General features: G+C 62.0%; 24 protein-coding genes and 1 pseudogene. 18 read left to right on the top strand and 7 right to left on the bottom strand.

The genetic code is table 11. The annotated features are described in order from the left end of the window. Nucleotides 1-224: 224 nt before the first annotated feature. The 11 genes from RT582_RS19945 to RT582_RS19895 all read left to right on the top strand — a co-directional run bounded on the left by RT582_RS19945 (nt 225) and on the right by RT582_RS19895 (nt 11,902). Nucleotides 225-1,043, top strand: a complete 819-nt coding sequence (locus tag RT582_RS19945) for an ABC transporter substrate-binding protein (protein WP_125874520.1) — start codon at nt 225-227, stop codon at nt 1,041-1,043. A 99-nt stretch (nt 1,044-1,142) separates the two neighbouring features. Then, nucleotides 1,143-2,954, top strand: coding sequence for a cis-3-hydroxy-L-proline dehydratase (gene lhpI, locus RT582_RS19940; protein WP_143505701.1), 1,812 nt, complete (start codon nt 1,143-1,145; stop codon nt 2,952-2,954). Further along, the gene (locus RT582_RS19935) at nt 2,947-3,612 is read left to right on the top strand and encodes an amino acid ABC transporter permease (RefSeq protein ID WP_125874518.1); all 666 of its coding nucleotides are present in this window, start codon (nt 2,947-2,949) and stop codon (nt 3,610-3,612) included. Before lhpI ends, RT582_RS19935 begins: the two co-directional genes overlap by 8 nt. Before the next feature lie 12 nt (nt 3,613-3,624). Then, nucleotides 3,625-4,275, top strand: a complete 651-nt coding sequence (locus tag RT582_RS19930) for an amino acid ABC transporter permease (RefSeq protein ID WP_125874517.1) — start codon at nt 3,625-3,627, stop codon at nt 4,273-4,275. Next, nucleotides 4,268-4,990 carry an amino acid ABC transporter ATP-binding protein gene (locus RT582_RS19925; RefSeq protein ID WP_125874516.1) on the top strand — a complete coding sequence of 241 codons (723 nt, stop codon included), beginning with the start codon at nt 4,268-4,270 and terminating at the stop codon, nt 4,988-4,990. Before RT582_RS19930 ends, RT582_RS19925 begins: the two co-directional genes overlap by 8 nt. A 12-nt stretch (nt 4,991-5,002) precedes the next feature. Next, the gene (locus RT582_RS19920; protein ID WP_313479515.1) at nt 5,003-6,040 is read left to right on the top strand and encodes a trans-3-hydroxy-L-proline dehydratase; all 1,038 of its coding nucleotides are present in this window, start codon (nt 5,003-5,005) and stop codon (nt 6,038-6,040) included. Nucleotides 6,041-6,238: 198 nt separating this feature from the next. Further along, nucleotides 6,239-7,177 (top strand): dihydrodipicolinate synthase family protein, encoded by a 939-nt coding sequence (locus tag RT582_RS19915; RefSeq protein ID WP_125874514.1) that lies wholly within the window; start codon nt 6,239-6,241, stop codon nt 7,175-7,177. A gap of 156 nt (nt 7,178-7,333) precedes the next feature. Further along, the gene (dctP, locus tag RT582_RS19910) at nt 7,334-8,386 is read left to right on the top strand and encodes a TRAP transporter substrate-binding protein DctP (RefSeq protein WP_143505703.1); all 1,053 of its coding nucleotides are present in this window, start codon (nt 7,334-7,336) and stop codon (nt 8,384-8,386) included. Nucleotides 8,387-8,444: 58 nt separating this feature from the next. Continuing rightward, nucleotides 8,445-8,951, top strand: a complete 507-nt coding sequence (locus RT582_RS19905; RefSeq protein WP_125874512.1) for a TRAP transporter small permease subunit — start codon at nt 8,445-8,447, stop codon at nt 8,949-8,951. Nucleotides 8,952-8,954: 3 nt separating this feature from the next. Then, the gene (locus tag RT582_RS19900) at nt 8,955-10,265 is read left to right on the top strand and encodes a TRAP transporter large permease (RefSeq protein ID WP_313479509.1); all 1,311 of its coding nucleotides are present in this window, start codon (nt 8,955-8,957) and stop codon (nt 10,263-10,265) included. A gap of 53 nt (nt 10,266-10,318) precedes the next feature. Then, a complete protein-coding gene (locus RT582_RS19895) occupies nt 10,319-11,902 on the top strand; it encodes an aldehyde dehydrogenase (NADP(+)) (protein WP_143505705.1) in 1,584 nt (527 codons plus the stop codon). Nucleotides 11,903-11,969: 67 nt separating this feature from the next. Here RT582_RS19895 and RT582_RS19890 read toward each other — a convergent pair whose 3' ends face one another. Next, on the bottom strand, nt 11,970-12,977 hold the full coding sequence (locus RT582_RS19890; protein ID WP_125874509.1) for an Ldh family oxidoreductase: 1,008 nt from the start codon (nt 12,975-12,977) through the stop codon (nt 11,970-11,972). 105 nt (nt 12,978-13,082) lie between these two features. Further along, the gene (locus RT582_RS19885; RefSeq protein WP_313479555.1) at nt 13,083-13,238 is read right to left on the bottom strand and encodes a PA3496 family putative envelope integrity protein; all 156 of its coding nucleotides are present in this window, start codon (nt 13,236-13,238) and stop codon (nt 13,083-13,085) included. Between the two features lie 17 nt (nt 13,239-13,255). On the opposite strand from RT582_RS19885, the pseudogene RT582_RS19880 reads away from it, so the two are divergent. Together RT582_RS19880 and RT582_RS19875 are read left to right on the top strand one after the other, a co-directional pair. After that, nucleotides 13,256-13,465: pseudogene (locus RT582_RS19880) on the top strand (MerR family DNA-binding protein); the annotation flags it as partial. Nucleotides 13,466-14,344: 879 nt separating this feature from the next. Then, nucleotides 14,345-14,731 (top strand): diacylglycerol kinase, encoded by a 387-nt coding sequence (locus RT582_RS19875; RefSeq protein WP_101275739.1) that lies wholly within the window; start codon nt 14,345-14,347, stop codon nt 14,729-14,731. 90 nt (nt 14,732-14,821) lie between these two features. On the opposite strand, the gene RT582_RS19870 is transcribed toward RT582_RS19875, so the two are convergent. From RT582_RS19870 to RT582_RS19860, 3 genes are all read right to left on the bottom strand, one after another. Beyond that, complete coding sequence (locus RT582_RS19870; RefSeq protein WP_313479500.1) at nt 14,822-16,858, bottom strand: LTA synthase family protein; 2,037 nt, start codon at nt 16,856-16,858, stop codon at nt 14,822-14,824. 74 nt (nt 16,859-16,932) lie between these two features. Then, nucleotides 16,933-17,520 (bottom strand): hypothetical protein, encoded by a 588-nt coding sequence (locus tag RT582_RS19865; RefSeq protein ID WP_313479497.1) that lies wholly within the window; start codon nt 17,518-17,520, stop codon nt 16,933-16,935. Beyond that, a complete protein-coding gene (locus RT582_RS19860; protein WP_313479553.1) occupies nt 17,520-18,683 on the bottom strand; it encodes a sialidase family protein in 1,164 nt (387 codons plus the stop codon). Before RT582_RS19860 ends, RT582_RS19865 begins: the two co-directional genes overlap by 1 nt. Between RT582_RS19860 and RT582_RS19855 the strand changes: the two genes are divergently transcribed. Beyond that, nucleotides 18,612-18,845 (top strand): hypothetical protein, encoded by a 234-nt coding sequence (locus tag RT582_RS19855; protein ID WP_313479559.1) that lies wholly within the window; start codon nt 18,612-18,614, stop codon nt 18,843-18,845. The genes RT582_RS19860 and RT582_RS19855 overlap by 72 nt on opposite strands. 422 nt (nt 18,846-19,267) lie before the next feature. After that, on the top strand, nt 19,268-19,774 hold the full coding sequence (locus RT582_RS19850; RefSeq protein WP_313479495.1) for a copper chaperone PCu(A)C: 507 nt from the start codon (nt 19,268-19,270) through the stop codon (nt 19,772-19,774). Between the two features lie 40 nt (nt 19,775-19,814). Here the strand turns inward: RT582_RS19850 and gorA are convergent, their stop codons facing one another. Next, nucleotides 19,815-21,173: a glutathione-disulfide reductase gene (gene gorA / locus RT582_RS19845; RefSeq protein ID WP_023445398.1), complete on the bottom strand. Its 1,359-nt coding sequence runs from the start codon at nt 21,171-21,173 to the stop codon at nt 19,815-19,817. 71 nt (nt 21,174-21,244) lie between these two features. Here gorA and RT582_RS19840 point away from each other — a divergent pair, with 71 nt between their 5' ends. Next, a complete protein-coding gene (locus RT582_RS19840) occupies nt 21,245-21,667 on the top strand; it encodes a VOC family protein (protein ID WP_313479492.1) in 423 nt (140 codons plus the stop codon). Between the two features lie 46 nt (nt 21,668-21,713). Here the strand turns inward: RT582_RS19840 and galU are convergent, their stop codons facing one another. Further along, nucleotides 21,714-22,553 carry a UTP--glucose-1-phosphate uridylyltransferase GalU gene (gene galU / locus RT582_RS19835; protein ID WP_014820237.1) on the bottom strand — a complete coding sequence of 280 codons (840 nt, stop codon included), beginning with the start codon at nt 22,551-22,553 and terminating at the stop codon, nt 21,714-21,716. Between the two features lie 606 nt (nt 22,554-23,159). On the opposite strand from galU, the gene RT582_RS19830 reads away from it, so the two are divergent. Both RT582_RS19830 and hemN read left to right on the top strand, forming a co-directional pair. Then, a complete protein-coding gene (locus RT582_RS19830; RefSeq protein ID WP_041013898.1) occupies nt 23,160-24,782 on the top strand; it encodes a methyl-accepting chemotaxis protein in 1,623 nt (540 codons plus the stop codon). Nucleotides 24,783-25,003: 221 nt separating this feature from the next. Continuing rightward, nucleotides 25,004-26,240 (top strand): oxygen-independent coproporphyrinogen III oxidase (gene hemN / locus RT582_RS19825; RefSeq protein WP_313479488.1); only part of this gene is annotated, 1,237 nt, incomplete at its 3' end.

Here is a 26,240-nt window from a genome sequence, read left to right as displayed (position 1 = left end):
ACACACAGCATGCTTCATTATGTAACACGGTGACACTTACCCGCCGCCTCGCATCGCGACGAGCGCTGCTCATTCCTCGCTATATCCCTCGCCAAATAAGGGCTGCCATTTTGCCACTGAGTTCAGGGCAAAACCGGCACAAGCCTTGCTTATCAAATATCGTATACGAAATCCCCTGATGCACGTTTCATCTGCCAACCCATCAATCAATAATGAGGCTGCACATGAATAGAAAGACTCTCGCCATTGCCCTCGGCACCGCCCTGAGCGCCTCCCTGGCGGCAACCGCTCAAGCCGACAAGCTCGACGACATCATCGGTTCCGGCAAGCTGCGTTGCGCCGTGACTCTGGACTTCCCACCCATGGGTTTCCGCGATGAGAAGAACCAGCCCGCCGGCTTCGACGTGGACTACTGCAACGACCTGGCGAAGGTCCTCGGCGTCGAGGCCGAAGTGGTCGAAACCCCGTTCCCGGATCGTATTCCCGCACTGGTCTCCGGCCGTGCCGACGTGATCGTCGCCTCCACCTCCGACACCCTCGAGCGCGCCAAGACCGTGGGCATGACCGTGCCCTACTTCGCCTTCCAGATGGTCGTGCTGACCCGTGAAGACGCCGGCATCAGCAGCTACGCCGACCTCAAGGGCAAGAAGCTGGGCAACACCAGCGGCACCTACGAGGCCATCGCCCTGGAAAAGGATCAGAAGGCCTGGGGTGAAGGCAGCTTCCGCGCCTACCAGTCGCAGAACGACACCATCCTCGCCGTGGCCCAGGGCCATATCGACGCCACCGTGGTGACCAACACCGTGGCCGCCGCCACCCTCAAGTCCGGCAAGTACAAGGGCCTGAAAGTCGCCGGTGACGCGCCTTTCGTCGTCGACTACGTGTCCCTAGCCGCCAAGCGCAACGAGTATGGCCTGCTCAACTACCTCAACCTGTTCGTCAACCAGCAGGTGCGTAACGGCCGTTACGACGAACTGTGGCAGAAGTGGGTAGGCGACGAAATCAAGCCGGCCAGCCTGACCGTACCGGGCGTGTACTACTAAGCCCAGGTGCCAGCGCGCCGCCTCGCGGCGCGCTCTCCCCTTATCGCGCTCGTGTGCTCCTGCAGCACCCGAGCTTTCTCCCGCAACGGAGCCCCATCGATGTCTGCAACCGTGGAACGCTCACTACCCAGCGCCGCTGTCGACCTGCTGCAGGGCCGCAGCCTGGTGGCCGGCCGCGCCGAGGGTGAGTTGCTGTTCGCCGACATGGGCCTGAGTTTCTGGGGCGGTGTCGATCCGTTCAGCGGCGAGGTGATCGACCGCCACCATCCGCTCAGCGGGCAGAACCTGGCCAGGCGCGTGCTGGCGATTCCCAGCGGGCGCGGCTCCTGCACCGGCAGCAGCGTGATGATGGAGCTGCTCAGCGGCGAGCATGCGCCCAGCGCACTGGTGCTAGCCGAGGCCGACGAGATTCTCACCCTCGGCGTGCTGGTGGCCGAGCTGCTGTTCCAGCGTTCCATCGCCGTGCTGTGCATCGGTCACGAAGCCTTTGCCCGGCTGCGCGGGCAGGCTTATGCCCGCCTGGACGGTGAGCGCTTGCAGCTTTATCCACAGCGCCCGGTCGATGCCCGGCCAACCGGCGTGGCATCACTCGCCGGGCAGCGCCCGTTCAGTACCCATCTGAGCCTGAGCGAAGACGATCAGGCGCGGCTCGATGGCGAGCAGGGCAAGGCGGCCCAGGTCGCCATGCAACTGGTGCTACGCATGGCCGAGCTTCAAGGCGCCAGCGAACTGCTGGACGTCACCCAGGCGCATATCGACGGCTGCATCTACACCGGCCCGGCCAGCCTGCGCTTCGCCGAACAACTGGTGGCCTGGGGCGCCAAGGTATGTGTGCCGACCACCCTCAATTCGATCTCCGTGGATCAGCGGCGCTGGCGCGCACTGGGCATCGACGCGGCATTCGGCGAACCGGCCAGCGCCCTCGGTGATGCCTACATGGCGATGGGCGCGCAGCTCAGCTTCACCTGTGCGCCCTATCTGCTGGACAGCGCACCAGGCGAGGGCGAGCAGATCGTCTGGGCGGAATCCAATGCGGTGGTCTACGCCAACAGCGTGCTCGGCGCCCGGACGCTGAAGTATCCCGATTACCTGGATATCTGCATTGCCCTGACCGGCCGTGCGCCGAAGGTCGGCTGCCACCTCGATGAGCAGCGCAAGGCCGCTCTGCGCATCGAGCTGCCGGCGCTCGACGGCCTGGACGACGCCTTCTATCCATTGCTCGGCTATCACGTCGGTCTGCTCTGTGGCAGCCGCATTCCGCTGGTCTGTGGTCTGGAACGGGCGCAACCGACGCTGGACGATCTCAAGGCCTTTGGCGCCGCCTTCGCCACCAGCTCGGCAGCGCCACTGTTCCATATCGCTGGTATCACCCCGGAAGCACGCGACCCACAACGGGTTATTCACAGCGGTGCAACGCTGCAGACAGAGCAGGTCAGCCACGCCGACCTACGCCGCAGCTGGGATGAGTTGAACAGTGCCAGGGAAGCCAGGGTCGGCCTGATCGCCCTCGGCAACCCGCATTTCTCGTTCAGCGAATTCGCCCACCTCGCCACCCTGTGTGCCGGCCGCACCCGGCACCCGGAGGTCAGCCTGGTGATTACCAGCGGCCGCGCGGTGCTCGAACAGGCCCGCGCCGCAGGCCATGCCGCCGTGCTGGAAGCCTTTGGCGCGACCCTGCTGAACGATACCTGCTGGTGCATGCTCGGCGAGCCCGTGGTGCCGACAAACAGCTCCACCCTGATGACCAATTCAGGCAAATACGCCCATTACGCGCCAGGGCTGGTCGGTCGCTCGGTGCACTTCGCCAGTCTGGCCGAGTGCATCGAGGCCGCCTGCTCAGGCCAAGCCAGCGGTCGCCTGCCGCGCTGGCTGCAACCCGCTTTCCCTGTGGAGAACCCCACGCATGTTTGATTACACCTTCCAGTGGCGCCAGGCGTTCAGGGCTTTGCCCGACATGCTCGCCGGTGCCTGGGTGACCTTCGAGACGGCCGCCCTGTCGATGATCTTCGGCGTACTCATCGCCCTCGCGCTGACGGTGATGCGCGAGCTGAAGAACCCGCTGGCACGCGGCTTCGCCAACACCTGGGTATCCATCGCACGCAACACGCCGTCGCTGTTCCAGATCTACATCCTCTACTTCGGTTTGGGCTCGATGGGCTGGCACGTCAGCTCCTGGATCGCCCTGCTCGCCGGTATCACCTTCAACAACGCCGGCTACCTGGCGGAAAACTTCCGCGGTGGCCTCAAGGCAGTGCCCGACACCCAAGTGCGGGCTGCACGCTCGCTGGGCATGAGCGCCTTCCAGGCCTACCGGTTGATCGTCGTGCCGCAACTGCTGCGCATCGTCTTCTACCCGCTTTCCAACCAGATGGTCTGGGCTGTGCTGATGACCTCGCTGGGGGTGATCGTCGGCCTCAACAACGACCTCACCGGCGTCACCCAGGACTACAACGTCAAGACCTTCCGCACCTTCGAGTTCTTTGCCATCGCGGCGGTGCTTTATTACCTGATCGCCAAGGCGATCGTAGCGGTAGCCCGGCTCATGGCCTGGCGCCTGTTCCGTTACTGAGGAAGCACTTACATGTTCAATACCAGCTTCACCTGGAACGACTTCCTCTTCCTGCTCGACGGCGCCTGGGTCACCCTGCAACTGACCTTCTGGGCCATCCTGCTCGGTTCCTTCGCCGGCCTGTTGTTCGGCCTGCTGCGTGCCCTGCTTCCGCGCGCCACCCTGCCACTGGCCTGGGTGCTCGACGTGTTCCGCAGCGTGCCGCTGCTGATCCAGTTCGTCCTGTTCAACTCGTTCAAGAGCATCGCCGGCATCGATATCAGCGCCTTCACCGTGGGCTGCATCGTGCTCGGCATCTACGCCGCCGCCTACTTCACCGAGATCGTGCGGGCCGGCGTGCTGTCGGTGCCGTTCACCCTGCGCCGCGCCAGCCGTTCGCTGGGCCTGAGCTACCTGCAGGACCTGCGCTACATCGTCCTGCCGATGGCCACCCGCGTAGCCTTCCCTGGCTGGCTGAACCTGGTGCTCAGCGTGATGAAGGACACCGCGCTGGTCATGTGGATCGGCATCGTCGAGCTGCTGCGCGCCTCGCAGACCATCGTCACACGCATTCAAGAGCCGCTGCTGGTGCTGTGCATCGCCGGCCTCATCTATTACGTCATGAGCCTGGTCGTCGCCCAACTCGGCGCCCAGCTGGAAAAAAGGTGGCAGGAAAATGATTGAGATCGACAATGTCCACAAATCCTTCGGCGACCTCGAAGTCATCAAGGGCGTCAGCCTGACGGTGAACAAGGGCGAGGTGGTGTCGATCATTGGCGGCTCCGGTTCCGGCAAATCGACCCTGCTGATGTGCATCAACGGCCTGGAGTCGATCAAGAGCGGCAGCATCCGCGTCGACGGCACCGAGGTGCATGCGCCCTCCACCGACATCAACAAGCTGCGGCAGAAAATCGGCATCGTCTTCCAGCAATGGAACGCCTTCCCGCACCTGACCGTGCTGGAAAACGTGATGCTGGCACCGCGCAAAGTGCTAGGCCTGAGCAAGCAGGAAGCCGAGGCTATCGCCGTGCAGCAACTGACCCACGTTGGCCTGGGCGAGAAGCTCAAGGTGTTCCCCGGCAAGCTCTCTGGCGGCCAGCAGCAGCGCATGGCAATCGCCCGCGCACTGGCCATGAGCCCGGACTACATGCTGTTCGACGAAGCCACCAGCGCCCTCGACCCACAACTGGTGGGTGAGGTACTCGACACCATGCGCATGCTCGCCGAAGACGGCATGACCATGGTGCTGGTGACCCACGAAATCCGCTTCGCGCGGGACGTGTCCGACCGCGTGGCGTTCTTCCGCAACGGCCTGGTGCACGAGATCGGCACGCCCGATCAGGTGATCGGCAATCCGCAGAAGCCGGAAACCGCTGACTTCCTCAAGTCGGTCAACTAAGAGGGTTGCGCCATGCGCTCCAGCAAAGTCATTCATGTGGTCAGCTGCCACGCCGAGGGCGAGGTCGGTGACGTCATCGTCGGCGGCGTCGCGCCGCCACCGGGCGATACTCTGTGGCAGCAGTCGCGCTGGATCGAACAGGACGACTTCCTACGCAACTTCGTGCTCAACGAGCCGCGCGGTGGCGTGTTCCGCCACGTCAACCTGCTGGTGCCGGCGAAGAATCCCAAGGCGCAGATGGGTTGGATCATCATGGAACCGGCCGACGTGCCGCCGATGTCCGGCTCCAACTCGCTGTGCGTGGCCACCGTGCTGCTCGACAGCGGCATCCTGCCAATGACCGAGCCGCAGACCCGGCTGACCCTGGAAGCCCCCGGCGGCCTGGTGGAAGTGGTCGCCGACTGCAAGGACGGCAAGGCCGAGCGCGTCGAGGTGAAGAACGTGCCGTCCTTCGCCGACAAGCTCGACGCCTGGATCGAGGTCGAAAGCCTCGGCTCGCTGCAGGTGGATACCGCTTACGGTGGCGACAGTTTCGTCATCGTCGATGCACACAAGCTGGGCTTCTCCATCGCCCCGGACGAAGCGGCGGACCTGGTCGCCACGGGACTCAAGATCACCCAGGCAGCCAACCAGCAACTCGGTTTCAGCCACCCACTGAACCCGGACTGGAGCCATATTTCCTTCTGTCAGATCGCCGCCCCGGTGGTGCACGAGAACGGCATCGCCACGGGCGCCAATGCCGTGGTCATCCGCCCCGGCAAGATCGACCGCTCACCTTGCGGTACAGGCTGCTCGGCGCGCATGGCGGTCATGCATGCCAAGGGCCAATTGGCGGTGGGCGAACGATTCATCGGCCGCTCGATTATCGGCTCACAATTCCACTGCCGCATCGACTCGCTGACCGAAGTCGCCGGCCGCACCGCGATCTACCCATGCCTGTCCGGGCGCGCCTGGATCACCGGTACGCACCAGCACATGCTCGACCCGAGCGATCCGTGGCCGATCGGCTATCGCCTCTCGGACACCTGGCCGGTGGAATTGAAGCTGTAGAAAGGCAACAAAAGAATCGAGCAATCACTGTGGGAGCGGACTTGTCCGCGAATGTTCAGGACTAAAAGATCGCGGACAAGTCCGCTCCCACAAATATGCAGTGAACCGGGCTCAGGCCCACACCATGGAAATAGAGGGTTTACTACGACCGTTTATTTTCGTATACGAAATACTTTAATTCTGCCTGGAGGCAACACTATGAGCAGCAACATCTTCACCGGAACCATCCCCGCCCTGATGACACCCTGCACCGCCGAGCGCAAGCCGGACTTCGACGCCCTGGTGCGCAAGGGCAAGCAGCTGATCGAGACCGGCATGAGCGCCGTGGTCTACTGCGGTTCCATGGGCGACTGGCCGTTGCTCACCGAAGCCGAGCGCCAGGAAGGTGTGGCGCGCCTGGTGGCAGCCGGCATCCCAACCATCGTCGGCACCGGCGCGGTGAACAGCAGGGAAGCCGTATCCCACGCCGCCCATGCCGCCAAGGTCGGCGCCCATGGCCTGATGGTTATTCCCCGCGTGCTGTCCCGTGGCGCCTCGCTGACCGCCCAGGAAGCGCACTTCGCCGCCATTCTCGAAGCGGCACCGAAGCTGCCGGCGGTGATCTACAACAGCCCGCACTACGGCTTTGCCACCCGCGCCGACCTGTTCTTCAAGCTGCGTCAAAAGTACCCCAATCTGATCGGCTTCAAAGAGTTCGGTGGCGCCGCCGCCATGTCCTACGCCGCCGAGCACATCACCTCCCAGGATGACGATGTGATCCTCATGGCCGGCGTCGATACCCAGGTGATGCATGGCTTCGTCAACTGCGGTGCCACAGGCGCCATCACCGGCATCGGCAACGTCCTGCCGCGCGAAGTGCTGCAACTGGTCGAGCTGAGCAAGCAGGCCGCCAAGGGCGACGCCATTGCCCGCCGCCGCGCCCATGAGCTGTCCGAAGCACTGAATGTGCTGTCGACCTTCGACGAAGGCACCGACCTGGTTCTCTACTACAAGCACCTGATGGTGCTGGGTGGCGACCCGGAATACACCCTGCACTTCAACGAAACCGATGTGCTCAGCAAGGCCCAGCGCAACTACGCCGAGATCCAGTACAAGCTGTTCCGCCAGTGGTACGCCAACTGGTCGGCCAGCGCCTGATCGCTGGACGTCCGTGCTTGCCGAACGGGCACCACCCGTTAATTGCTGTATGGACGCGGGAGGCCATCCCTCCCGCTTCTTTGGCTTCACCTACCTTGCCTGACGAATGCGCAATCCGTGCACCGGGCAAACACGATAAAGACCAAGGGCAACAGGATGATCAACAAGACTACCCAGCTTTTCGCCGCTCTCGGCCTCGCGCTTTGCTGCGCTACCAGCCAGGCGGCCAGCTACACCTACTCGGTACCAACCTCCGTGCCGGAAGGCAGTTTCTTCTTCGACAACTTCCTCAAGCGCTTCGCCAGCAACGCCGCGCTGCTCACCGACGGCGAGGTGAAGATTCGCCCGGTCGGCGCCGGCGTCATCGTGCCGCCGTTCCAGGTCTACGAGTCGGTGCAGAACGGCGTGCTCAAGGCCGGTCACTCCACCCCCACCTACCTGGTCAACCAGGATCCGCTGAACAACGTGTTCGCTGGTTATCCGGGCGGCATGTCCGGCGAGGAAACCCTGGCCTGGCTGTATGAAGGCGATGGCCTAAAGTACCTGCAGGAATTCCGCCGCAAGAACATGGGCCTACACAGCCTGGTCGTGGGCGTCGGCAGCACCGAAGTGCTGGCGCACGCCAACAAGAAGATCGAGAGACTGGAAGACTTCAAGGGCCTGAAATTCCGCACCGCCGGTGCCTGGGCCGAGGTCATCCAGCAGGTCGGCGCTTCGCCTACTGTGATACCGCCAGGCGAGATCTACACCCTGCTGCAACGCAAGGGCGTGGACGCCGTCGAGTGGGCCACCCCAGGGGCCAACCTGACCGAAGGCTTCCACGAAGTGGCGCCTTACCTGCTCACCCCCGGCGTGCACCAACCGTCGTTCGTCTGGGAGTTCTTCATGACCGAGGAGAACTGGAACGCCATCGACGAGAAGACCCGCGCCAAGCTGGAAGAAGCCGCCAAGCTGACCACCCTGCAGAGCTACTTCCACTTCCTCGACCGCGACATGAAGGCGATGGACACCTACCGCAAGGCCGGCATCGAAATCATCCAGCTGGACAAGAGCATCACCGACGACCTGGCCCAGCGCGGCAACAAGCTGATCGCCGACAAACTGGAAGCGCGCAAGGCGGACGACATCGACGCCAAGGCCATCTTCAAGGACTACAGCGACTACCTGCAGCGCTGGTCGGAAAACTCCTCCTATCTCTACAGACATTAAGTACCACGACTGACGAGACAAGGCCGGCCACCACCGTTGGCCGGCCGCAGGAGGAGTTATGAACAACAAATGGTACAACTGGCCAGCACAGGCCCTGCTCTGCATGGCCGCCTGCATGACCCTGGCACTAGTGCTGATGATGATCTACGAGGTCTTCGCCCGCTATGCCCTGCACAGCCCGACGCTCTGGGCCTTCGATGTTTCCTACATGCTCAATGGCTGCATCTTCCTGCTGGGTTGCGCCTACGCGCTGAAGGAAGAAGCTCATGTGCGTGTCGACTTTCTTTCCTCGCGGCTCAAACCGGCCGCCCAGCGCTGGTTCAACGCGGCGTTCTACCTGCTGGTACTGGTGCCCACCATCGGCGGCCTGACCTTCGTCGCCGGGCGACGCGCCTGGCACGCTTTCGCCACTGGCGAAGTGGAACATGTCAGCCCCTGGGCGCCACTCATGTGGCCGTTCTACCTGGCGCTGGCGCTCGGCCTCGCCGGCCTGACCTACCAGCTCATCGTCGATGCCGTGCTGTTCATCGGCAATCGCAAGCAGCCCGGCTCCAAGGAACACTGACCGATGATGGAATACCTACCTGTACTGATGTTCGTCCTGCTGTTCCTGTTCATCTTCCTCGGCGTCCCGGTGTCCTTCTCGCTGATCAGCGTGTCGTTCCTGTTCGGCATGTTCCTGTTCGGCGACAACATCCTCCAGCAGATGTACGGCTCGCTGCTGCAGGCCTCGACCAACTTCGCCCTGTCGGCGATTCCGCTGTTCGTGCTGATGGGCGCGATCCTGGAGCGAACCGGCCTGGCGCAGCGCCTGTTCAATGCACTGCAGCTGTGGCTCGGGGGCTTCTCCGGCGGCCTGGCGATCTCCTCGATGCTGATGTGCGGCATCTTCGCCGCCAGCTCCGGCGTGGTCGGCGCGGTGGAAATCGTGGTGGGCATGATGGCCATCCCGGCCATGTCCAAATACAAGTACGACCGTGCGCTGATCTCCGGCACCATCTGCGGCGGCGGCTCGCTGGGGGCGATCATTCCGCCGTCGGTGATCGTCGTCGTGTATGCCTCGATGGCACAGCTGTCGATCGGCCAGCTGTTCGCCGCCACGCTGTTCCCCGGCCTGCTGATGCTCGGCATGTTCCTGCTCTACATCATCATCGCCTGCTGGCTGAAGCCCTCGCTGGCACCGGCCGTGCCGGAGATGAAGGCCACGCCGCTGGGCGAGAAGCTGAAGATCACCCTCAGCGCGCTGATCCCGCCGCTGCTGCTGATCGCCGCCGTGCTCGGCTCGATGCTCGCCGGCATCGCCTCGCCCACCGAATCGGCTGCGGTCGGTGCCTTCGGTGCCGGCTTGCTGGCCATCTGGTTCCGTGAGCTGAGCGTGGCACGCCTGATCGAAGCGCTGATCAGCACCATCAAGATCACCTCGATGATCATGCTGATCGTCGCCGGCGGCATCATGTTCACCGCCATATTCGCCGCGGGTGGCGGTGGCTGGATGATCGGCGAATTCATGGAAGAGATGAATTTCAGCCCCTACGTGCTGATCCTCATCCTGATGACCTTGGTGTTCTTCGCCGGCATGGTGCTGGACTGGATTTCCCTAGTGCTGATTTTCGTACCGATCTTCACCCCATTGATCAAGGCTGCCGGTATCGACCCGGTGTGGTTCGCGGTGATGTTCATGGTGGTGGTGCAAACCTGCTACCTGACGCCGCCGCTGGCGCCCTCGGTGTTCTACCTCAAATCCATCGCCCCACCGGGCTACAGCTACGGCGTTATGTACCGCGGGGTGCTGCCGTTCATCGCCATCCAGTTACTGCTGTTCCTACTGATCCTGGCCATGCCCGGCATCGCCACCTGGCTGCCGAAGCAGCTGTTCTGACCTGATCGCGCGCCTCTCGCCGAGGCGCGTCCCAACGTCTATCTGGAGTTCACATGTCCGACCGTATCGGCTACAACATCATCGGCGAGCTGTTCAGCGCCGCCGGTTCCGTCACCTTGCAGAGCCTCGACGCCAGTACCGGCGAGGCCCTGCCGTTCCGTTTCCATCAGGCCACCGCCGAAGAAGTGGAAAGCGCAGCACACAGCGCCGAGGCCGCCTACCCGGCATTTCGCAGCCTGCCAGCCGTGCGCCGCGCCGAGTTTCTCGACGCCATCGCCGATGAACTCGACGGGTTGGGCGATGACTTCGTCGCCATCGTCTGCCGCGAAACCGCGTTACCAACCGGGCGCATCCAGGGCGAGCGCGGCCGCACCAGCGGGCAGATGCGCCTGTTCGCCAAGGTGCTGCGTCGGGGTGATTTCCACGGCGCCCGCATTGACCGTGCCCTGCCGGATCGCCAGCCCCTGCCGCGCGTCGATCTACGCCAATGCCGCATTGGCCTCGGCCCGGTAGCGGTGTTCGGCGCCAGCAACTTCCCGCTGGCCTTCTCCACAGCCGGCGGCGATACCGCTTCGGCTCTGGCCGCCGGCTGCCCGGTGGTGTTCAAGGCACACAGCGGCCATATGGCCACTGCCGCCTTCGTCGGCGAAGCAATCCTGCGTGCCGCCAGCAAAACCGGCATGCCAGCCGGCGTGTTCAACATGATCTACGGCAGTGGCGTCGGTGAGGCGCTGGTCAAGCACCCGGCGATCCAGGCCGTCGGCTTCACCGGTTCGCTGCATGGCGGCCGTGCCCTGTGCGACATGGCGGCAGCGCGCCCGCAGCCGATCCCGGTATTCGCCGAGATGAGTTCGATCAACCCGGTCGTGCTGCTGCCGGGCGCGCTGGCAAAGCGCGGCGAGCAGATCGCCCGCGAACTGGCCGACTCGGTGGTACTCGGCTGCGGCCAGTTCTGCACCAACCCCGGCCTGGTAATCGGCATCGCCTCGCCGGACTTCAGCCTGTTCACCGCCAATCTGATCGCCGAAATCGGCCAGCGCCCGGCGCAGACCATGCTCAATGCCGGCACGCTGAAAAGCTACGAGAAAGGTCTGGCGGCGCTGCACGCACACCCGCGCATTCGCCATCTGGCCGGCCAGCCACAGGAAGGCCGGCAGGCACTGCCGCACCTATTCCAGGCCGATGCCGGCCTGCTGATCGAGGGCGACGAACTGCTGCAGGAAGAAGTTTTTGGCCCCGTGACCGTGCTTGTCGAAGTCGCCGACAAGGCCGAGTTGATCCGCGCCCTGCAAGGCCTGCGCGGCCAACTGACGGCCACCCTGACCGCCGAACCGGATGACTTGCAGGCCCACGGCGACCTTTTGTCACTGCTGGAACAGAAGGTCGGCCGCGTACTGTTCAACGGTTATCCAACCGGCGTGGAAGTCTGCGATGCCATGGTACATGGCGGCCCCTACCCGGCCACCTCGGACGCACGCGGCACCTCGGTCGGCACCCTGGCTATCGACCGCTTCCTGCGTCCGGTGTGCTACCAGAACTGCCCGGACGCCTTGCTGCCGGACGTCCTGAAAAACGCCAATCCGCTGGGCATTGTGCGGTTGGTCGACGGTGTCACGACGCGGGAAGCGCTGGCCTGAAATCTGTGTCGGCTCGGTAACCAGCGCTTTCCCCCCTCTGCCCCGGCTTGCCGGGGCTTTTTTGATCTCAGCCGCGCAGGGCAACCAGGTCCTGATAAAGGCTGTCGGCGATTTCCACACCCGCCACCAGGCTTTTGGCTCGCGCCTCGTAGCGGCGTTGCGAAGGCAGCCGCGCGCCCTGGCCCTGAATCGCCTCAAACAGACTCTCGGCACGAGCCAAGTGGACCTCGGCCTGCTCGCCGAGAAAGCGCTGCGGATCGAACGCGATGATCAGCTCACCGTGATACGGCAAAGCATTGTGCCCGGCATCGAACACGCCGGACTCGACACTGGTGAGGTCACCGATCAGCGGCCCGGCAATCAACTCGATCATCGCCGAGAGCGCCGAGCCCTTGTGCCCGCCAAAGGTCAGCATGGCACCATGGTCGAGCACTTCAGCCGCATCATCGCTGGGTTGGCCTTGGCGATCCACGCCCCAGCCGCTAGGCAGCGGCTTGCCGGAACGACGGTGCAACTCAATCTCGCCACGAGCCACAGCACTCGTGGCGAAGTCAAAGACGAAAGGGTGGCTCCCGCTGCGCGGCCAACCGAACGCAATGGGGTTGGTGCCGAACAAAGGGCGGCTACCGCCAGTCGGGGCAACGTAGGCCTGGGTGGGGTTGCAGGCCAACGCCACCAGGCCCAGCTCGGTGATCGCCTCCATCTCCGCCCACAATGCGGAAAAGTGCACACAGCGGTTGATCGCCATGGCGGCAATGCCATTGCTGCGGGCTTTCTCGGCCAGCAGTGGCAAGCCGGCAGCGAAAGCCAGCTGTGAAAAGCCGCCACAGGCATCCACCCGCACCAGCGAAGGTGCCTGATCGAATACCTGTGGCTCGGCATCGGGCACCGCCTTGCCAGCCTTCAGCGTACGCACGATACCCAGCAGACGCCACAGGCCATGAGACGTACAGCCATCACGCTCGCCAGCGGTGACGGTGGTGGCGATGGCCTGGACGAAGGCTTCGCTGAAACCGGCATGGCGAAGAATGTCGGCAGCCAGTTCATGGGCTTCGGTAAGGGTCAGTCGGGTCATAGCAGGCTCCTTGCAGTCAGCCTGCTACATTGACCCGCTCTCGCCGTGACCGCTTGATCGCTTTACGCTGGAGGCATGCCGAATTCGGCACACCGACGGGCGGGCTCAGGCTGCCCGCCGAGCACCGCTCAACTCGGGGAAGTCGGCAAGCTCGCGTTGCAGCTGGCATTGCTCGGCATAGTGTTCGATAGCCCGGCGATAGGCCATGCGGCGCTGGTCTTGCAGCTTGCGCCGGGTCTTGGCATCAGGTTGGTCGTGCAGTTGCGCGTCATCGAAAGCCTTGTACCGCCGTCAACGCCATGCTCGATGACCACATCTCTCATGTGCGGTCGCAGATAACTGCTCTGCAAGCGCTTGAGCAACAACTCGTTTCACTGAGGGCGAGTTGCAACGAGGGTCGGGAGATCAATGCCTGCGGCATCCTGACGGGGATCAGCGAGGAGAGCAAACAACAGCTGTATAGGGCTAGCTCAGGCCGTAAGGACTGAGCAGAGACATGCCGGACCTTGCAGTGACATTGTGAATGCATGGTGTGTTGATCGCGAAGCCTCACTGCGTATCTCGGCATGCGAACCTGGGCGTTGCTGCAAACTTGCAGGGGCCGTGAAGAAGAGTCGTCATCAACCAGGTAATCCGCTGAGCTGATGGTTGGTTCCGTCATCATGATATGAGCCAATCAACCAAAAAATCCGGATACCCGGCAAAACCAGCCTGTCGTAGAGCTTGTCCATAACATCCCCCTGAACAATGCGTGCCATAGGTTTTGGGCATATGGGCCAATCATTGCTCCCAGCATTGTTGTCGTACTGGCCAGCCTCATTCTCTCACAGCCGGTCCAAACCAGTGCCCAGACGAGGATGCCAGGCTGCTAACGGCTAGCGGGGGCGCAATACCCAGACGTGCGAAACAAGTCTGACAGGGAGGGGAAGCCTCAAGTCACAGGGAGCAGCCTAGCTGCCGCTCTAGGACGGTCTTTATAGTCAATTATAGAGTGATTATAGAATCATTCATTCCGGCTGCCTGATTTGCCGCGACCGGTTCAACTGAAGGATCTTCTGAGGTTGTTAATCGACCTCATTCCTAAGCATCAGGGAACTGTTTGTTCCTACACCTGTAACCCACGTCGGCACCAACCATGTTTTCCTCGCCGTGTAGCAGCGATCGACCTGGGTGACACACGTCAGAATCGCCGCATCGCGATACCCATGTGGTTTTTTAAAATTGTGATATTAATCATATGGATAGAGGGGAAGTGAGTGAATTTTCCCCTTATCTCGGCATGACCCCGTATTCGTTTAGCCACGATCAGCACGCGCGCTCTGCCGCGGGATGCTTATACTCGCCACAATTCTGCCAGGAAGTTGAACATGAGCAGCATCGAAGAACTCAACGCGCAATCGCTCAAGGGGCACTCAGGTCTCAGGCGAATCCTGAGAGCGCTGGGATACTCCATTGCAGGTATCCGTGCTGCGATTGCCGGCGAAGCTGCCTTCAGACAGCTGCTGCTGCTCAACGCTATCCTGATACCACTGGCGTTCACGCTCGACGTCAGCCGAATCGAACGCTTGTTACTGGTGATCGTGCCGTTGTTGACACTGGTGGTCGAGCTCGTCAATTCGGCGATAGAGGCAGCAATCGACCGAATCTCGCTCGAACTGCACCCGCTTTCCAAGAACGCCAAGGACATGGGCAGCGCGGCGCAACTGCTGTCGCTGGTGATGGTAGCGGTCACCTGGGTGATGATTCTCTATTGAGCCTGGCGCTGTCACGCTCATGCTCGCCCGATCTGCCCAGCCGCGCGCAGTGTCAGACAGCTCGCGGATAGGCAGTCACCGCCCTGGAACTCAGTCCTTCCTGACGTTCTGATAGAGCATCAGGCGCGATGCCTCGTGCAGTCCCCGTGTCAGGGCGACAAGTCGCTGGTATTCCTCGGGATACCGGTCGGCTACGTCGACCAGAGGCTCCGGTGATGCAATTTCGTGCAAGGTCGGCTGGCTGCCGTCGTGCTGCATCTGCAGAAGAAAGTCCTTGGTCACGCCACCAATCAGCGGGAATGTGCCTTCGCGGAGCACGAGTGGAACCACTCGCTCCCCTTCAGGAGCCGGCTGCTGGATGTCGCGTCCCATTGCACCGTTGCGAAACTCCATGCCGGCCATGCCCAGTACGGTCGGTAGCAGATCGGCCAGACCCACGGCCTCTTCGATCACTCGTGGCTCCAGCAGCTTGGGCGCATGGATCAATAACGGAACGTTATTGCTCTCGAGCCCCAGCTTTTCGTATGCCGGCAGCATGTGCGGAATCTGGGCGATGCGCGTGTTGTGGTCGCCAAACATGACGAAGATGGTGTTGTCGTACCAGCCGCCTTCCTTCGCAATCTCCATCAGGCGGCCGATGTTGAAATCCAGAAGGCGGACCGCGTTGTACTGCGCCACGCTGCGGGAACCGGCGCCCTGCACCTTTTCCAAAGGTAGATCGAGGGCTTCGAAGCCGTCGTTCTGCTTGGGTATGGTAAACGGACGATGGTTGCCCGCCGTCTGGATATAGGCAAAGAAGGGCTTGCCCTCCCCCTGCTCTCGCAGCAGCCGGTCACTTTCCTTGAACAGGTCCAGATCGGAGATTCCCCACACATCCACCATCGGAGAGTTCCAGTGGCGCTCTTCATATAGCTGGATGTCGTCGATGCTCTGGCGGATCAGGGCATTCATATTGGCCCAGCCGGAATTGCCGCCAATCATGTAGTACTTGTCGTAGTCCTGCAGCGCGTTGACGAGGCTGTGTTGGCGGGTGATCAGCGGATTGCGCGTCGCGGTTTCCTGCCGGGAAACGTCTGGTACGCCGGATATGCTCGCCCAAACGGTCTTCGCGGTGCCGGTCACGGGCACGTAGAAGTTCTTGAAGAACCAGCTCTGCTTGGCCAGCCGGTCGATATTGGGAGTTGGATTGAGCGGATTGCCGTAGGCGCCCACCGCGGTGGTTCCCAGGGATTCGAGCATGACGAAGACGACATTCGGCCGCTTTCCGTCAATCGCATAGGGTTGAACGCCCTGCTCCCGGCTGAAATTAAGCGTTTTCGCATCAGGCTGGTCGACGCCTAGGTAACGGCTGACGACATCGTAATGGGCCTCGACCTGTTCCCGGTCATACGGCTGATTGGGCACCTTCAGCGTGTCGTAGAGGAAGATCACCGGATTCAGGCCAAGGGCTGCGATCTGGTTGTCGCCCGAGAAAAAAGCATCACTCCAGCGCAGCGGCACGGGGTTTTCCAGGTTGATATTGTCGAAACGCCCGAGGATGGCGACGAAGACAGCCACCACCATCAGCGCGCTACCCCAGATCAGCGAAAGCCGGCTGATTCGCTTTGCCGGACGATCCAGCGTGACCCGCTCAAAGCGCAGCAGCAGCCACCAGACCAGAGCGGTTGCCGCCGCCCAGCCAAGGGTGATCCAGACCACGGGGTAGGTTTGCCAGACCATATCGGTGGAGATCTGCGCGTCCTCCAGAAAGCGCAAGACGGTGGCATTGATGCGCACCCCGAGATAGGCGTAGTGGCCAAAATCGATGATGTAGACCAGCAGCACTGCACCAAGCGCCAGTGCCAGATAGAGCCGCGCCACCCAGCGAAGGACGCGGGAGCGGGTCAGGTTCCAGACCGGCAGCCACGCCAACAGCGCGATCGGCAACATCAACAGGATCGCCAGGCGAAGGTCGAAGCGCAGGCCGATCCCGAGCGTTTCGGGTACGGCATCGACCGTGCCGAGCGCGCTGGGCTCCAGCCCGGAGAAACCGACGAAGAAAATCCCGCGCAATGCTGCGAGCGCAATGAACAGAATCCCGACTGCACCGAACCAGTAATGCAGGCGCCGCGACTGAAGCCAACCCATTGTCCCAACCTCGAATCTATCGAATCGTCAAATAGCGCAGCCGGGCCATCACAGGTCGGCTGGAGTAATTTTCGTCACGCGGGCATTGGCTTGCGCACGAGTGCCTTGCAGGCATAGACGAGCAACGCCCCGCAGCTGAACAAGGCGATGAAGGGGTCTAGCAGATAGTCCCAGTAATTGGGCGACGGCTTGCTCCCCAGGCTGAACGCCAAGGTGGCAAGGCCGAGCATGGAAGCCCCCAACCAGATCCTGAGCAGCAGCAATCCCAGGGCAAGCACGCCCACCACCGCGATCAGCGGGCGGGGGGCGTAACCGAGTTGATAGGGGTCCAGATAGGACAGGCCCATCGTTGCCGGGTAGAGAAAAAGCGCCAGCCCCGCCATCACGATCAACAATTGCACGCGCGCGTTCTGCGGCGGCATCGCCATCAGTCCCAAGCGCACCGCCGCGAAAAATGCCAGCGCCACCAGCGTCGTGATGGCCACGTCATCAGTGAAGCTGCGCATGTAGGCGGCCAGTGACAGACCGTCCACGGGAATGAAGCTGATCCCTAGCAGGAGGAGAAGGCGAAGCCATTGAAACCCTCGGCCGAGGCCAAATCCAGGCGTGACGATGAAAGCGAGTAACCCGAAGGTCAGATGCGCTTGCCAGAGTTCAGGCATCAGAGCTGCTCCAGTAGCCAGGCATCATTGAAGCTGACGTGTTTGATGAAGGTATTGTTCCAGGAATAGACCAGGTGGTAGAGACCGTCGGCGCTCCTGATGAAGTAGGGATACTCGTACTCGAAATCGCAGCCATGGGTCTTGCAGACGCGCTTATCCAGGTTTGTCAGAAACTCGTCCACCAGCGATAGCCGCCGCGGCCCGCTGGAAAGGCGAAACTTGTCGCCGATGATTTCCCGATATACCTCCGGGGTGAACGGGTTGCCCTCCGGGTCAGGCGATTCGTCCAGGTCAATCACCGGCTTCCAGAGATCGAGGCTCGAGTCGGTTTCCATCAGGCGAAGCCGGAAACGTCCGTCCTCCAGATCATTCAGGGCAACCAGCAGGCCATGGTTGGGCGTGGCCACCGCTGCGAGCGCGGAATTGGGGTTGGCCGGGTCGATCGGATAAGGCTTGCTCCAGGTTCTGCCGGCATCCGCGGTGCGGCTGGCGAGCACGCGATGATGGCTGGCACCTGCATAGCGCAGCATGGCAACGGCATGTTGCTCGTCCATCGGCACCACTGTCGGCTGCAGTGAATCGTTGCCTTTGCTGATTCGACTTTTACCGGTCACCTCGCCGTTCGGGCTGATGTACAAATACTCGGCGAACTTGCCGAGGAACTCGTGGTAGACGGGCAGTCCTATGGTGCCGTCCTGATGGAATACCGGGGCATTGCGCACCAGTGTGCTGATGTTCAAGAAGGGGGTGGTGATCAGCTGCCTGGGAGTCGACCAGGTTTCTCCGAGATCATCCGAATACATGGCGTTGATGGCGCTGCCAGCCCAGCCACCGATCGATACCGACACATAGAACAGCCACAGCCTGTTGTCGGGAGCCAGCGCAATGACCGGATTGCCGAGCTTGCGTATGTGCTTCTGGGTCGCCTTCTGGGTCGACTCGCGAGTTGCCAGGACCAGTTCCTCGCCCCACTCCGTCGCAATCGCGTCGAATCGCGCGCCGCGCACCTGAACGTCCGCAGCCCCTTCGCGTGAACCGGCAAACCATACGGCCATCAGGCCACCATCCGGCAAGGAGGTCACCGAGGAGGCATGGACAAACTCGTCGAGATCGGAGGATGCGAAGCGGGTGCTGTAAAACGGCCCCTTGCTGGCGAGCGGCAATGCATGGGGACTGCCAGCTACGGCGAAACCGGCAACCGCTCGCTCAGGATGAAGCCACCAGGCGGTAGTGAAAATAGCAGCAAGGGCGACGACAGACAGGCAGGTGGGAAGAAATCCGAACTTTCCAGAACTCATATAAATCATGTCCGTATAAACACATGACGCGTCCTGCGCTTTGCAAGAAACGACAAGCTCGTATGCCCCAAAAACCGTCGGGGCGTGAAAAAGAAAGTGTATTGATCGGTTTGCCCGACTTCTGATGGCCGGGAGTACCGAGCTTGTCCGAGCGGCCGCCGATCATGGCCGAGCACCAGGGTCGGAGCAATCACTTGGTGCAGGAAGCCGATCAGCCGCGCTTGATAAACGCTTCGTTCAGAAAAACCAGGTGCTACAGAAGTCCTCGACGGCTGCAAGTGCAGGCGTCGCAATATAGTGTCACAGACATACCTGTGGCAAATTGCTGCACCCTCCTCTCCATCGCGCGGCACGCAGGCCATGGCCTGCCGATAAGTCGACTACCCAGACGTACCGCTGCAGGGCCAGCGGCGTAATATGGCGCATCTCAACAGAACGGGAGTTCTCTCATGCTGCTTCGCTTACTGGCCGCTGGTACTTTTGCGGCACTCTGCTTGCCTGCCCTTGCGCAGGAGCACCACAACGACCATCAGGCTTCGACACAAGCGGCCACCATTGAGCTGGCTGTCAGCCAGGCGTGGTCGCGGGCGATGCCGCCCAGCGCTCCGACTGGCGCGGTGTACTTCATACTGGAAAACCGTGGTCAGCAGCCACAGCGCCTGATCGGGGCGCAGACCTCACGTGCCGAAAAGACCGAGCTGCACACCCATGTGCATCAGGGCGACATGATGAAGATGCAGCAGGTCGAGGCGGTCGACGTGCCCGCGGCTGGCAAGGTGGAGTTCAAGCCGGGTGGCAATCACGTGATGCTGTTCGGGCTTAAGCAGCCGCTGGTGGCTGGGGAGAGCTTCCCGGTGACGCTGCAGTTCGAGGACGGCGGCGAGATCACCACCGAGGTGAGCATCGAGGTAGACGCCCCGGCTGCCGGCGGAGCTGCGCCAGGGCATCATCACTGAGTGATCTGGCGCGCCGCCGCAGGCGGCTGCCAGCATGCTTTCAGATCGCCGCCGGTGTGCGCATGGTGACGAACTCTTCGGCGGCCGTCGGGTGGATGCCCAGCGTGTCGTCGAACACTTGCTTGGTGGCCCCGGCCTTCAGCGCCACGCCCAGCCCCTGCATGATCTCGCCGGCATCCGGTCCCGCCATATGGCAGCCGAGCACACGGTCGGTCTCAGCATCCACCACCAGCTTCATCAGGCTGCGCTCGAGGCTATCGGTCATGGTCAGCTTCATCGGCCGGAAACGACTTTCGAAGATCGTTACCTTGTAGCCCTGCTCGCGCGCCTCCTCCTCGGTCAGCCCGACAGTTGCCATGTTCGGCAGACTGAACACCGCGGTCGGGATGGTCGTGTAATCGACCTTGCGATATTGCTCCGGCTTGAATAGCCGCCGCGCCACGGCCATGCCCTCAGCCAGTGCGACGGGTGTCAGCTGCACGCGACCGATTACGTCGCCGATCGCCAGAATCGAAGACACCGAGGTACGGTATTCATCGTCAACGGCAATGAAACCTCGGGCATCCAGCGCTACGCCGGCCTTTTCCAGCCCCAGGTTGTCCAGCATCGGACGGCGGCCTGTCGCGTAGAAGATGCAGTCCGCTTCCAGCGTGCGGCCGTCTTCCAGCGTCGCGAGCAGGCTGCCATCGGCCTGCTTGTCGATATGCACGATGTCGGCGTTGAACCGCAGATCCACGCCCTTCTTGATCATCTCGTCCTTCAGGTGATCGCGGAGCGAGCCATCGAAACCGCGCAGGAACAATTCACCGCGATAGAGCAGCTTGGTATCGGCACCGCAGCCATGGAATATCGAGGCGAACTCGACGGCGATATAGCCACCACCGACCACCAGCACGCGTCGCGGCAAGGATTCGAGGTAGAAAGCTTCATTGGACGTGATGGCGTGCTCACGCCCCGGGATCGCCGGCACGTGGGGCCAGCCGCCAGTGGCGATCAGGATGTGCTCGGCCGTGTACTGCTTGCCCTCGACTTCGACGGTATGGGCATCGACCAGACGCGCATGCGCTTGCAGCAGGGTCACGCCGCTATCCACCAGGATGCTGCGGTAGATGCCGTTCAGTCGCTGGATTTCCCGGTCCTTGTTGGCAATCAGGGTCTTCCAGTCGAAGGTCGCGCCGTCGATGGTCCAGCCGTAGCCCTGTGCCTGGCCAATGTCTTCGGCGTAATGCGCGCCGTAGACCAGTAGCTTCTTCGGCACACAACCGACGTTGACACAGGTACCGCCCAGGTAACGGCTTTCCGCAACCGCCACCTTCGCGCCAAAACCTGCAGCGAAGCGCGCCGCACGCACGCCACCGGAACCTGCACCGATGACGAATAGATCGAAGTCGTAAGCCATGTAATGTTGTCTCCTTCTGTAGCGAACAGCATAACCCAGGCTTTCGGCCTGAATCACCGAAGGAGTGCCGCATGCGCCCTACTCTCACCCACCTGGCTCTGCACGTGCCCGATCTGGACGCCTGTATCGCGTTCTATGAGCGCTTCTGCGGCATGCACGTGTTTCACGAGCGCCCCGGAAAGGGCTCACGCATCGTCTGGATGGCGGAGCCTGGAAAAGAGCGCGAGTTCATCTTCGTGATGATGCCGGGCGGCAAGGATCGATCACTGGCGATGGACGACTACAGCCATTTCGGCTTCGCGCTGGCCAGTCGAGAGGAAGTGGATGCGGTTGCCGACCTGGCGCGCAGGGAAGGCTGTCTGATATGGGAGCCGCGCGAAGAACCCTATCCGGTGGGCTACTACTGCGGTTTGCGCGATCCTGCGGGCAACTATGTCGAATTCAGCTACGGGCAGCCGCTTGGACCGGGTGCCGAGGATATGCCGGAGCCTTGAAGCAGGCCCGGAAGTGACTGGGCCACCCTTAGGTGGCCCAATTGCTTCAGAACGCCTTGCCGGTCAGGTAGAAGTGTTCGTAGCAGAAGTTGGTCGCCGCGATGTAGCCCTCGGCGCTACCGCAGTCGAAGCGCTGGCCCTTGAACTTGTATGCCAGCACGCAACCATCCTGAGCCTGGCGCATCAGCGCGTCGGTGATCTGAATCTCACCGCCCTTGCCCGGCTCGGTCTGCTCGATCAGATCGAAGATGTCCGGAGTCAGGATGTAGCGACCGATGATCGCCATGTTGGACGGCGCATCTTCCGGCTTGGGCTTCTCGACCATGTGGCTGACGCGGTAGATGTCGTCGCGGATCATCTCGCCGGCGATCACACCGTATTTGCTGGTCTCTTCCGGCGGCACTTCCTGAATGGCAACGATCGAGCAGCGGAACTGGTTGTAGAGCTTGACCATCTGCGCCAGGACCGGATCGCCATTGAGGTTGATGCAAAGGTCGTCAGCCAGGACCACGGCGAACGGCTCATCGCCGATCAGCGGGCGGCCGCTGAGAATCGCATGCCCCAAGCCCTTCATCTCCACCTGGCGGGTGTAGGAGAAGCTGCATTCGTCGATCAGGCGGCGAATACCGACCAGGTACTTTTCCTTGTCGGTGTTGCGGATCTGGTGCTCCAACTCGTAGCTGATGTCGAAATGGTCTTCCAGCGAGCGCTTGCCACGCCCGGTGACGATCGCGATCTGGTTCAGCCCCGCCGCCAGCGCCTCTTCAACCCCGTACTGAATCAGGGGCTTGTTCACCACCGGCAGCATTTCCTTGGGCATGGCTTTGGTTGCAGGAAGAAAACGGGTGCCATATCCGGCAGCGGGAAAAAGGCATTTCTTGATCATGTGAGTCCTTGAAATAAAGGTTCCAGTCGATGCACTGCCATCGAGAACAGCAGCTGCCTTGCGGTGTTGCCCGGCCATGCCGGCGTAGAGCCTACGACCATCGTTTTGCAGCGGGGTTCGCAGCGACATTCACGCTCGATGCAGATTATGTGCCTGCCTCTCGGAGGCACTGGTTTCGCTGCTCCGGCGGGTCGCCACGCTAATGGCGGTCGGGGCGCTCTGTAAAGCCATCTGTCGGTGTTTTTTCACCGTGCCAGTGAGGCCGAATAAGCAGACGCGCAACCACGAATACCCATAGCCAACGATCATTACACCTTTGTCGCACCTTGCACCGAAAGAGAGCCGGTCGACCCATGACCTGAATCAGGGAAATGTGCAATTGCACTGTTGTCGGTCGCCCGAAGCACTTCTCTCGTGCCGAAAAGCAATACCATAGCGCCGCCCAATAATGGCGCATGGCTATCACCTGCGGTTGGTTTCAAGAATACGCACAGCACGCCGATATCAGCAGGTGACTGCCTGCTCAATGCTGCGCCGCAAGTATCGGCAGCGCAGCAGTGCTGCAATGGCAGCTGACCCCGCGTGGCAGTAGTACTAAGGAAAACCATGAACAACAGCTCCGCCTCCCGACAAATGTCCGTGCAGACAAAGATCAACCTGGCCCTGGTGCTGGTCCTGGTGGCGATCATGTCTGCCTCGTTGTTCTTCTCTGCCAGTACGGAGAAGCGGCTCGTGCTCCAGGTTGTGGAGCAGCAGACCAAGGATGCCGCCGACTCCTATTTCGATAGCATCAACACCATGATGCTGACCGGCACCATGGCTCAGCGAGAGGTGCTGCGGAACAAGATCCTCGCGCGCCCAGGCGTTATCGATGCGCGCATCATCCGCGGGGAAGAAGTCACCAAGGTGTTCGGCCCTGGCTATGACCACCAAGCCCCGGCCGACGCGCTGGATCGCCGCGCGCTGAGCGGCGAGGCGATCATCGAGGTCAACAAGCAGAACGGTGGCCGTGTGCTGACCGTCATCAATCCCATCCTGGCCCACGCGGACTACCGCGGTACCAACTGCCTGACCTGCCACCAGGTTGGCGAGAACACGGTAATGGGCGCTGTGCGCATCAGCTATGACCTCAAGGCGCTGGACCAGGAAGTCGACCGCAACATCATGATCAGCGGCGGGATTCAGTTGCTGCTGCTGTTCATCGGCGTGGTGGTCATGTGCCTGACCGTGCGCCACGTCATCATCCGCCGCATCACTGCCATGCGCCACACCATGAATACCATGGCCGAGGACGAAGACCTCAGCCGCAGCGTCGAAGTGGGTGCGAAGGACGAAATCGGCGCGATGGGCGATGCCTTCAACCGCATGATCGGCAAGTTTCGCCATAGCCTGGAGGCCGTCGCGGGCGTTACCCATCAGCTCAGTGATGTCTCCGAGCGGGTATCCCATGTTGCAGAGAAGACCCTGGCTGCCGTCAACGAGCAGCGCAGCGAGACCGACATGGTCGCCTCGGCGATGAACGAGATGAGCGCGACCGTGCAGGAAGTGGCACGCAATGCCAGCCAGACCGCCACGGCATCGACCGGCGCCGACAACGAATCAAAAGCCGGCGTGAAGGTCGCCACCGAGGCACTGGACGGCATCGAAGTGCTGATCGCCGAGATCGAGAAAGCCGCCCAGGTCATCCAGCGGGTCGAGAGCGACAGCGCCAGCATCGACATGGTGCTCGGCGTGATCAACGGCATCGCCGAGCAGACCAACCTGCTGGCGCTGAACGCAGCCATCGAAGCGGCGCGCGCCGGCGAACAGGGCCGCGGCTTTGCGGTGGTGGCCGATGAGGTACGTACCCTGGCTTCGCGCACGCAGAAATCCACCGAAGAAATCCAGGCCATGATCGAACAGCTGCAAAGCGGCGTTCGTAATGCGGTGCAGGCCATGAGCGAAGCACAACTGCGTGCCCGGTCGGGTTCGCAATGCGTCGAGAAGGCTGCCCAGAGTCTCGCCGTGATCGCCGACGAAGTCGGCACCATCAACGAGATGAACACCCAGATCGCAACGGCTGCCGAACAGCAGAGTGCGGTTGCCGAAGAGATCAATCGCAACATCACGACCATCAGCCGTATTGCGGACACCACTTCGGCTGACGCATCCCAGACCTCGCAGATCAGCGACGAGCTGGTGCGTCTGGCAACCGAGCTGAACCGTCTGGTCGGCCAGTTCAAGCTCTGACCACTGCGGCGCGGCCTTCCCGGCCGCGCCCGGTACGCATTTCGAATCGCCCAACGGTGCGGTTCGGAGTGCCGCCGGGGCGCTATTCTTGATCTGAGACAGTCGGCGCGCCGGACCGAATCGTCCATAATCCGCGCCCATGACCTGCCTGAGCCGGACACACCCGAGGGTGACACCGCGTTCCGCGCCCGACTCCGAATTCAACCTTAGGTAAAACGAACATGGACCAACTGCCGAGCTTCGACCGCGCCCTGGTCGAGAAATACGACCGTCCAGGTCCGCGCTACACCTCCTACCCCACGGCCCCCCAGTTTCACCAGGCCTTCGCCCAGGATGATTACCGTGCCGCCGCTGCACGCAGCAATCAGGCACAAACGCCCAAGCCGCTGTCGGTATACATCCACATTCCGTTCTGCAAGAGCCTTTGCTATTACTGCGCCTGCAACAAGATCATCACCCACAAGACCGAGCGCGCCGTCGAGTACCTCGAATACCTCAAGCGCGAGATTGCCATGCAGGGCGAACTGTTCGATCGTTCGCGCAAGCTCACTCAGCTGCACCTCGGCGGTGGCACACCGACCTATTTCACCAGCGAGCAGCTAGCCGACCTGATGGCGTGCCTGCATCAGGCGTTCAACATGGATGACAGCGACAACCACGAGTTCTCGCTGGAGGTGGACCCGCGCACCGTCACGCCCGAGCAGATCCACGGCCTGCGCAAGCTGGGCTTCAACCGCCTGAGCTTCGGCGTGCAGGATTTCGACGAGCAGGTGCAGATCGCCGTCAATCGCATCCAGACCGAGGACCAGACCCGCGAGCTGGTCCAGGCCGCCCGCGACGCACAGTTCAAGTCCATCAGCGTCGACCTGATCTACGGCCTGCCGCTGCAGACGGTCGCCAGCTTCGACACCACGCTGGACAAGATCATCGACATTCGTCCGGACCGCATCGCCGCTTACAGCTATGCCCACCTGCCGGAGCTGGTACGCGCACAGAAGCTGATCCGCCCAGAGGACATGCCACCGCCGGAGCGCAAGCTCGAGCTGCTGGAACTGACCATCCAGCGCCTTACCGCCGCCGGCTACATCTATATCGGCATGGATCACTTCTCCCTGCCGGAAGACGAACTGGCCCTTGCCCGCGCCAATGGCACGCTGCAACGCAACTTCCAGGGTTATTCGACCCACGCCGATTGCGACCTGATCGGGCTGGGCATTTCCTCCATAGGCAAGGTCGCCGACAGCTACAGCCAGAACGTCAAGGAGCTATCGCAGTATTACGCGCGCCTCAACGAGGGCATGCTGCCGGTGCAGCGCGGATACAAGCTGAGCGACGATGACTGCCTGCGCCGTGATGTCATCGTGTCGCTGATGTGCCATAGCCGCGTCGACTACCGCCAGATCGAACAGAAGCACGGCATCGATTTTCGGGAATACTTCGCCGATTCGCTGGCAAAGC

Origin of the sequence: Stutzerimonas kunmingensis (assembly GCF_032106285.1) — a bacterium.
Lineage (GTDB): Bacteria > Pseudomonadota > Gammaproteobacteria > Pseudomonadales > Pseudomonadaceae > Stutzerimonas > Stutzerimonas kunmingensis_B.
Note: the sequence above shows the minus strand (reverse complement) of the source record. Positions and strands in the feature narration are given on the sequence as shown.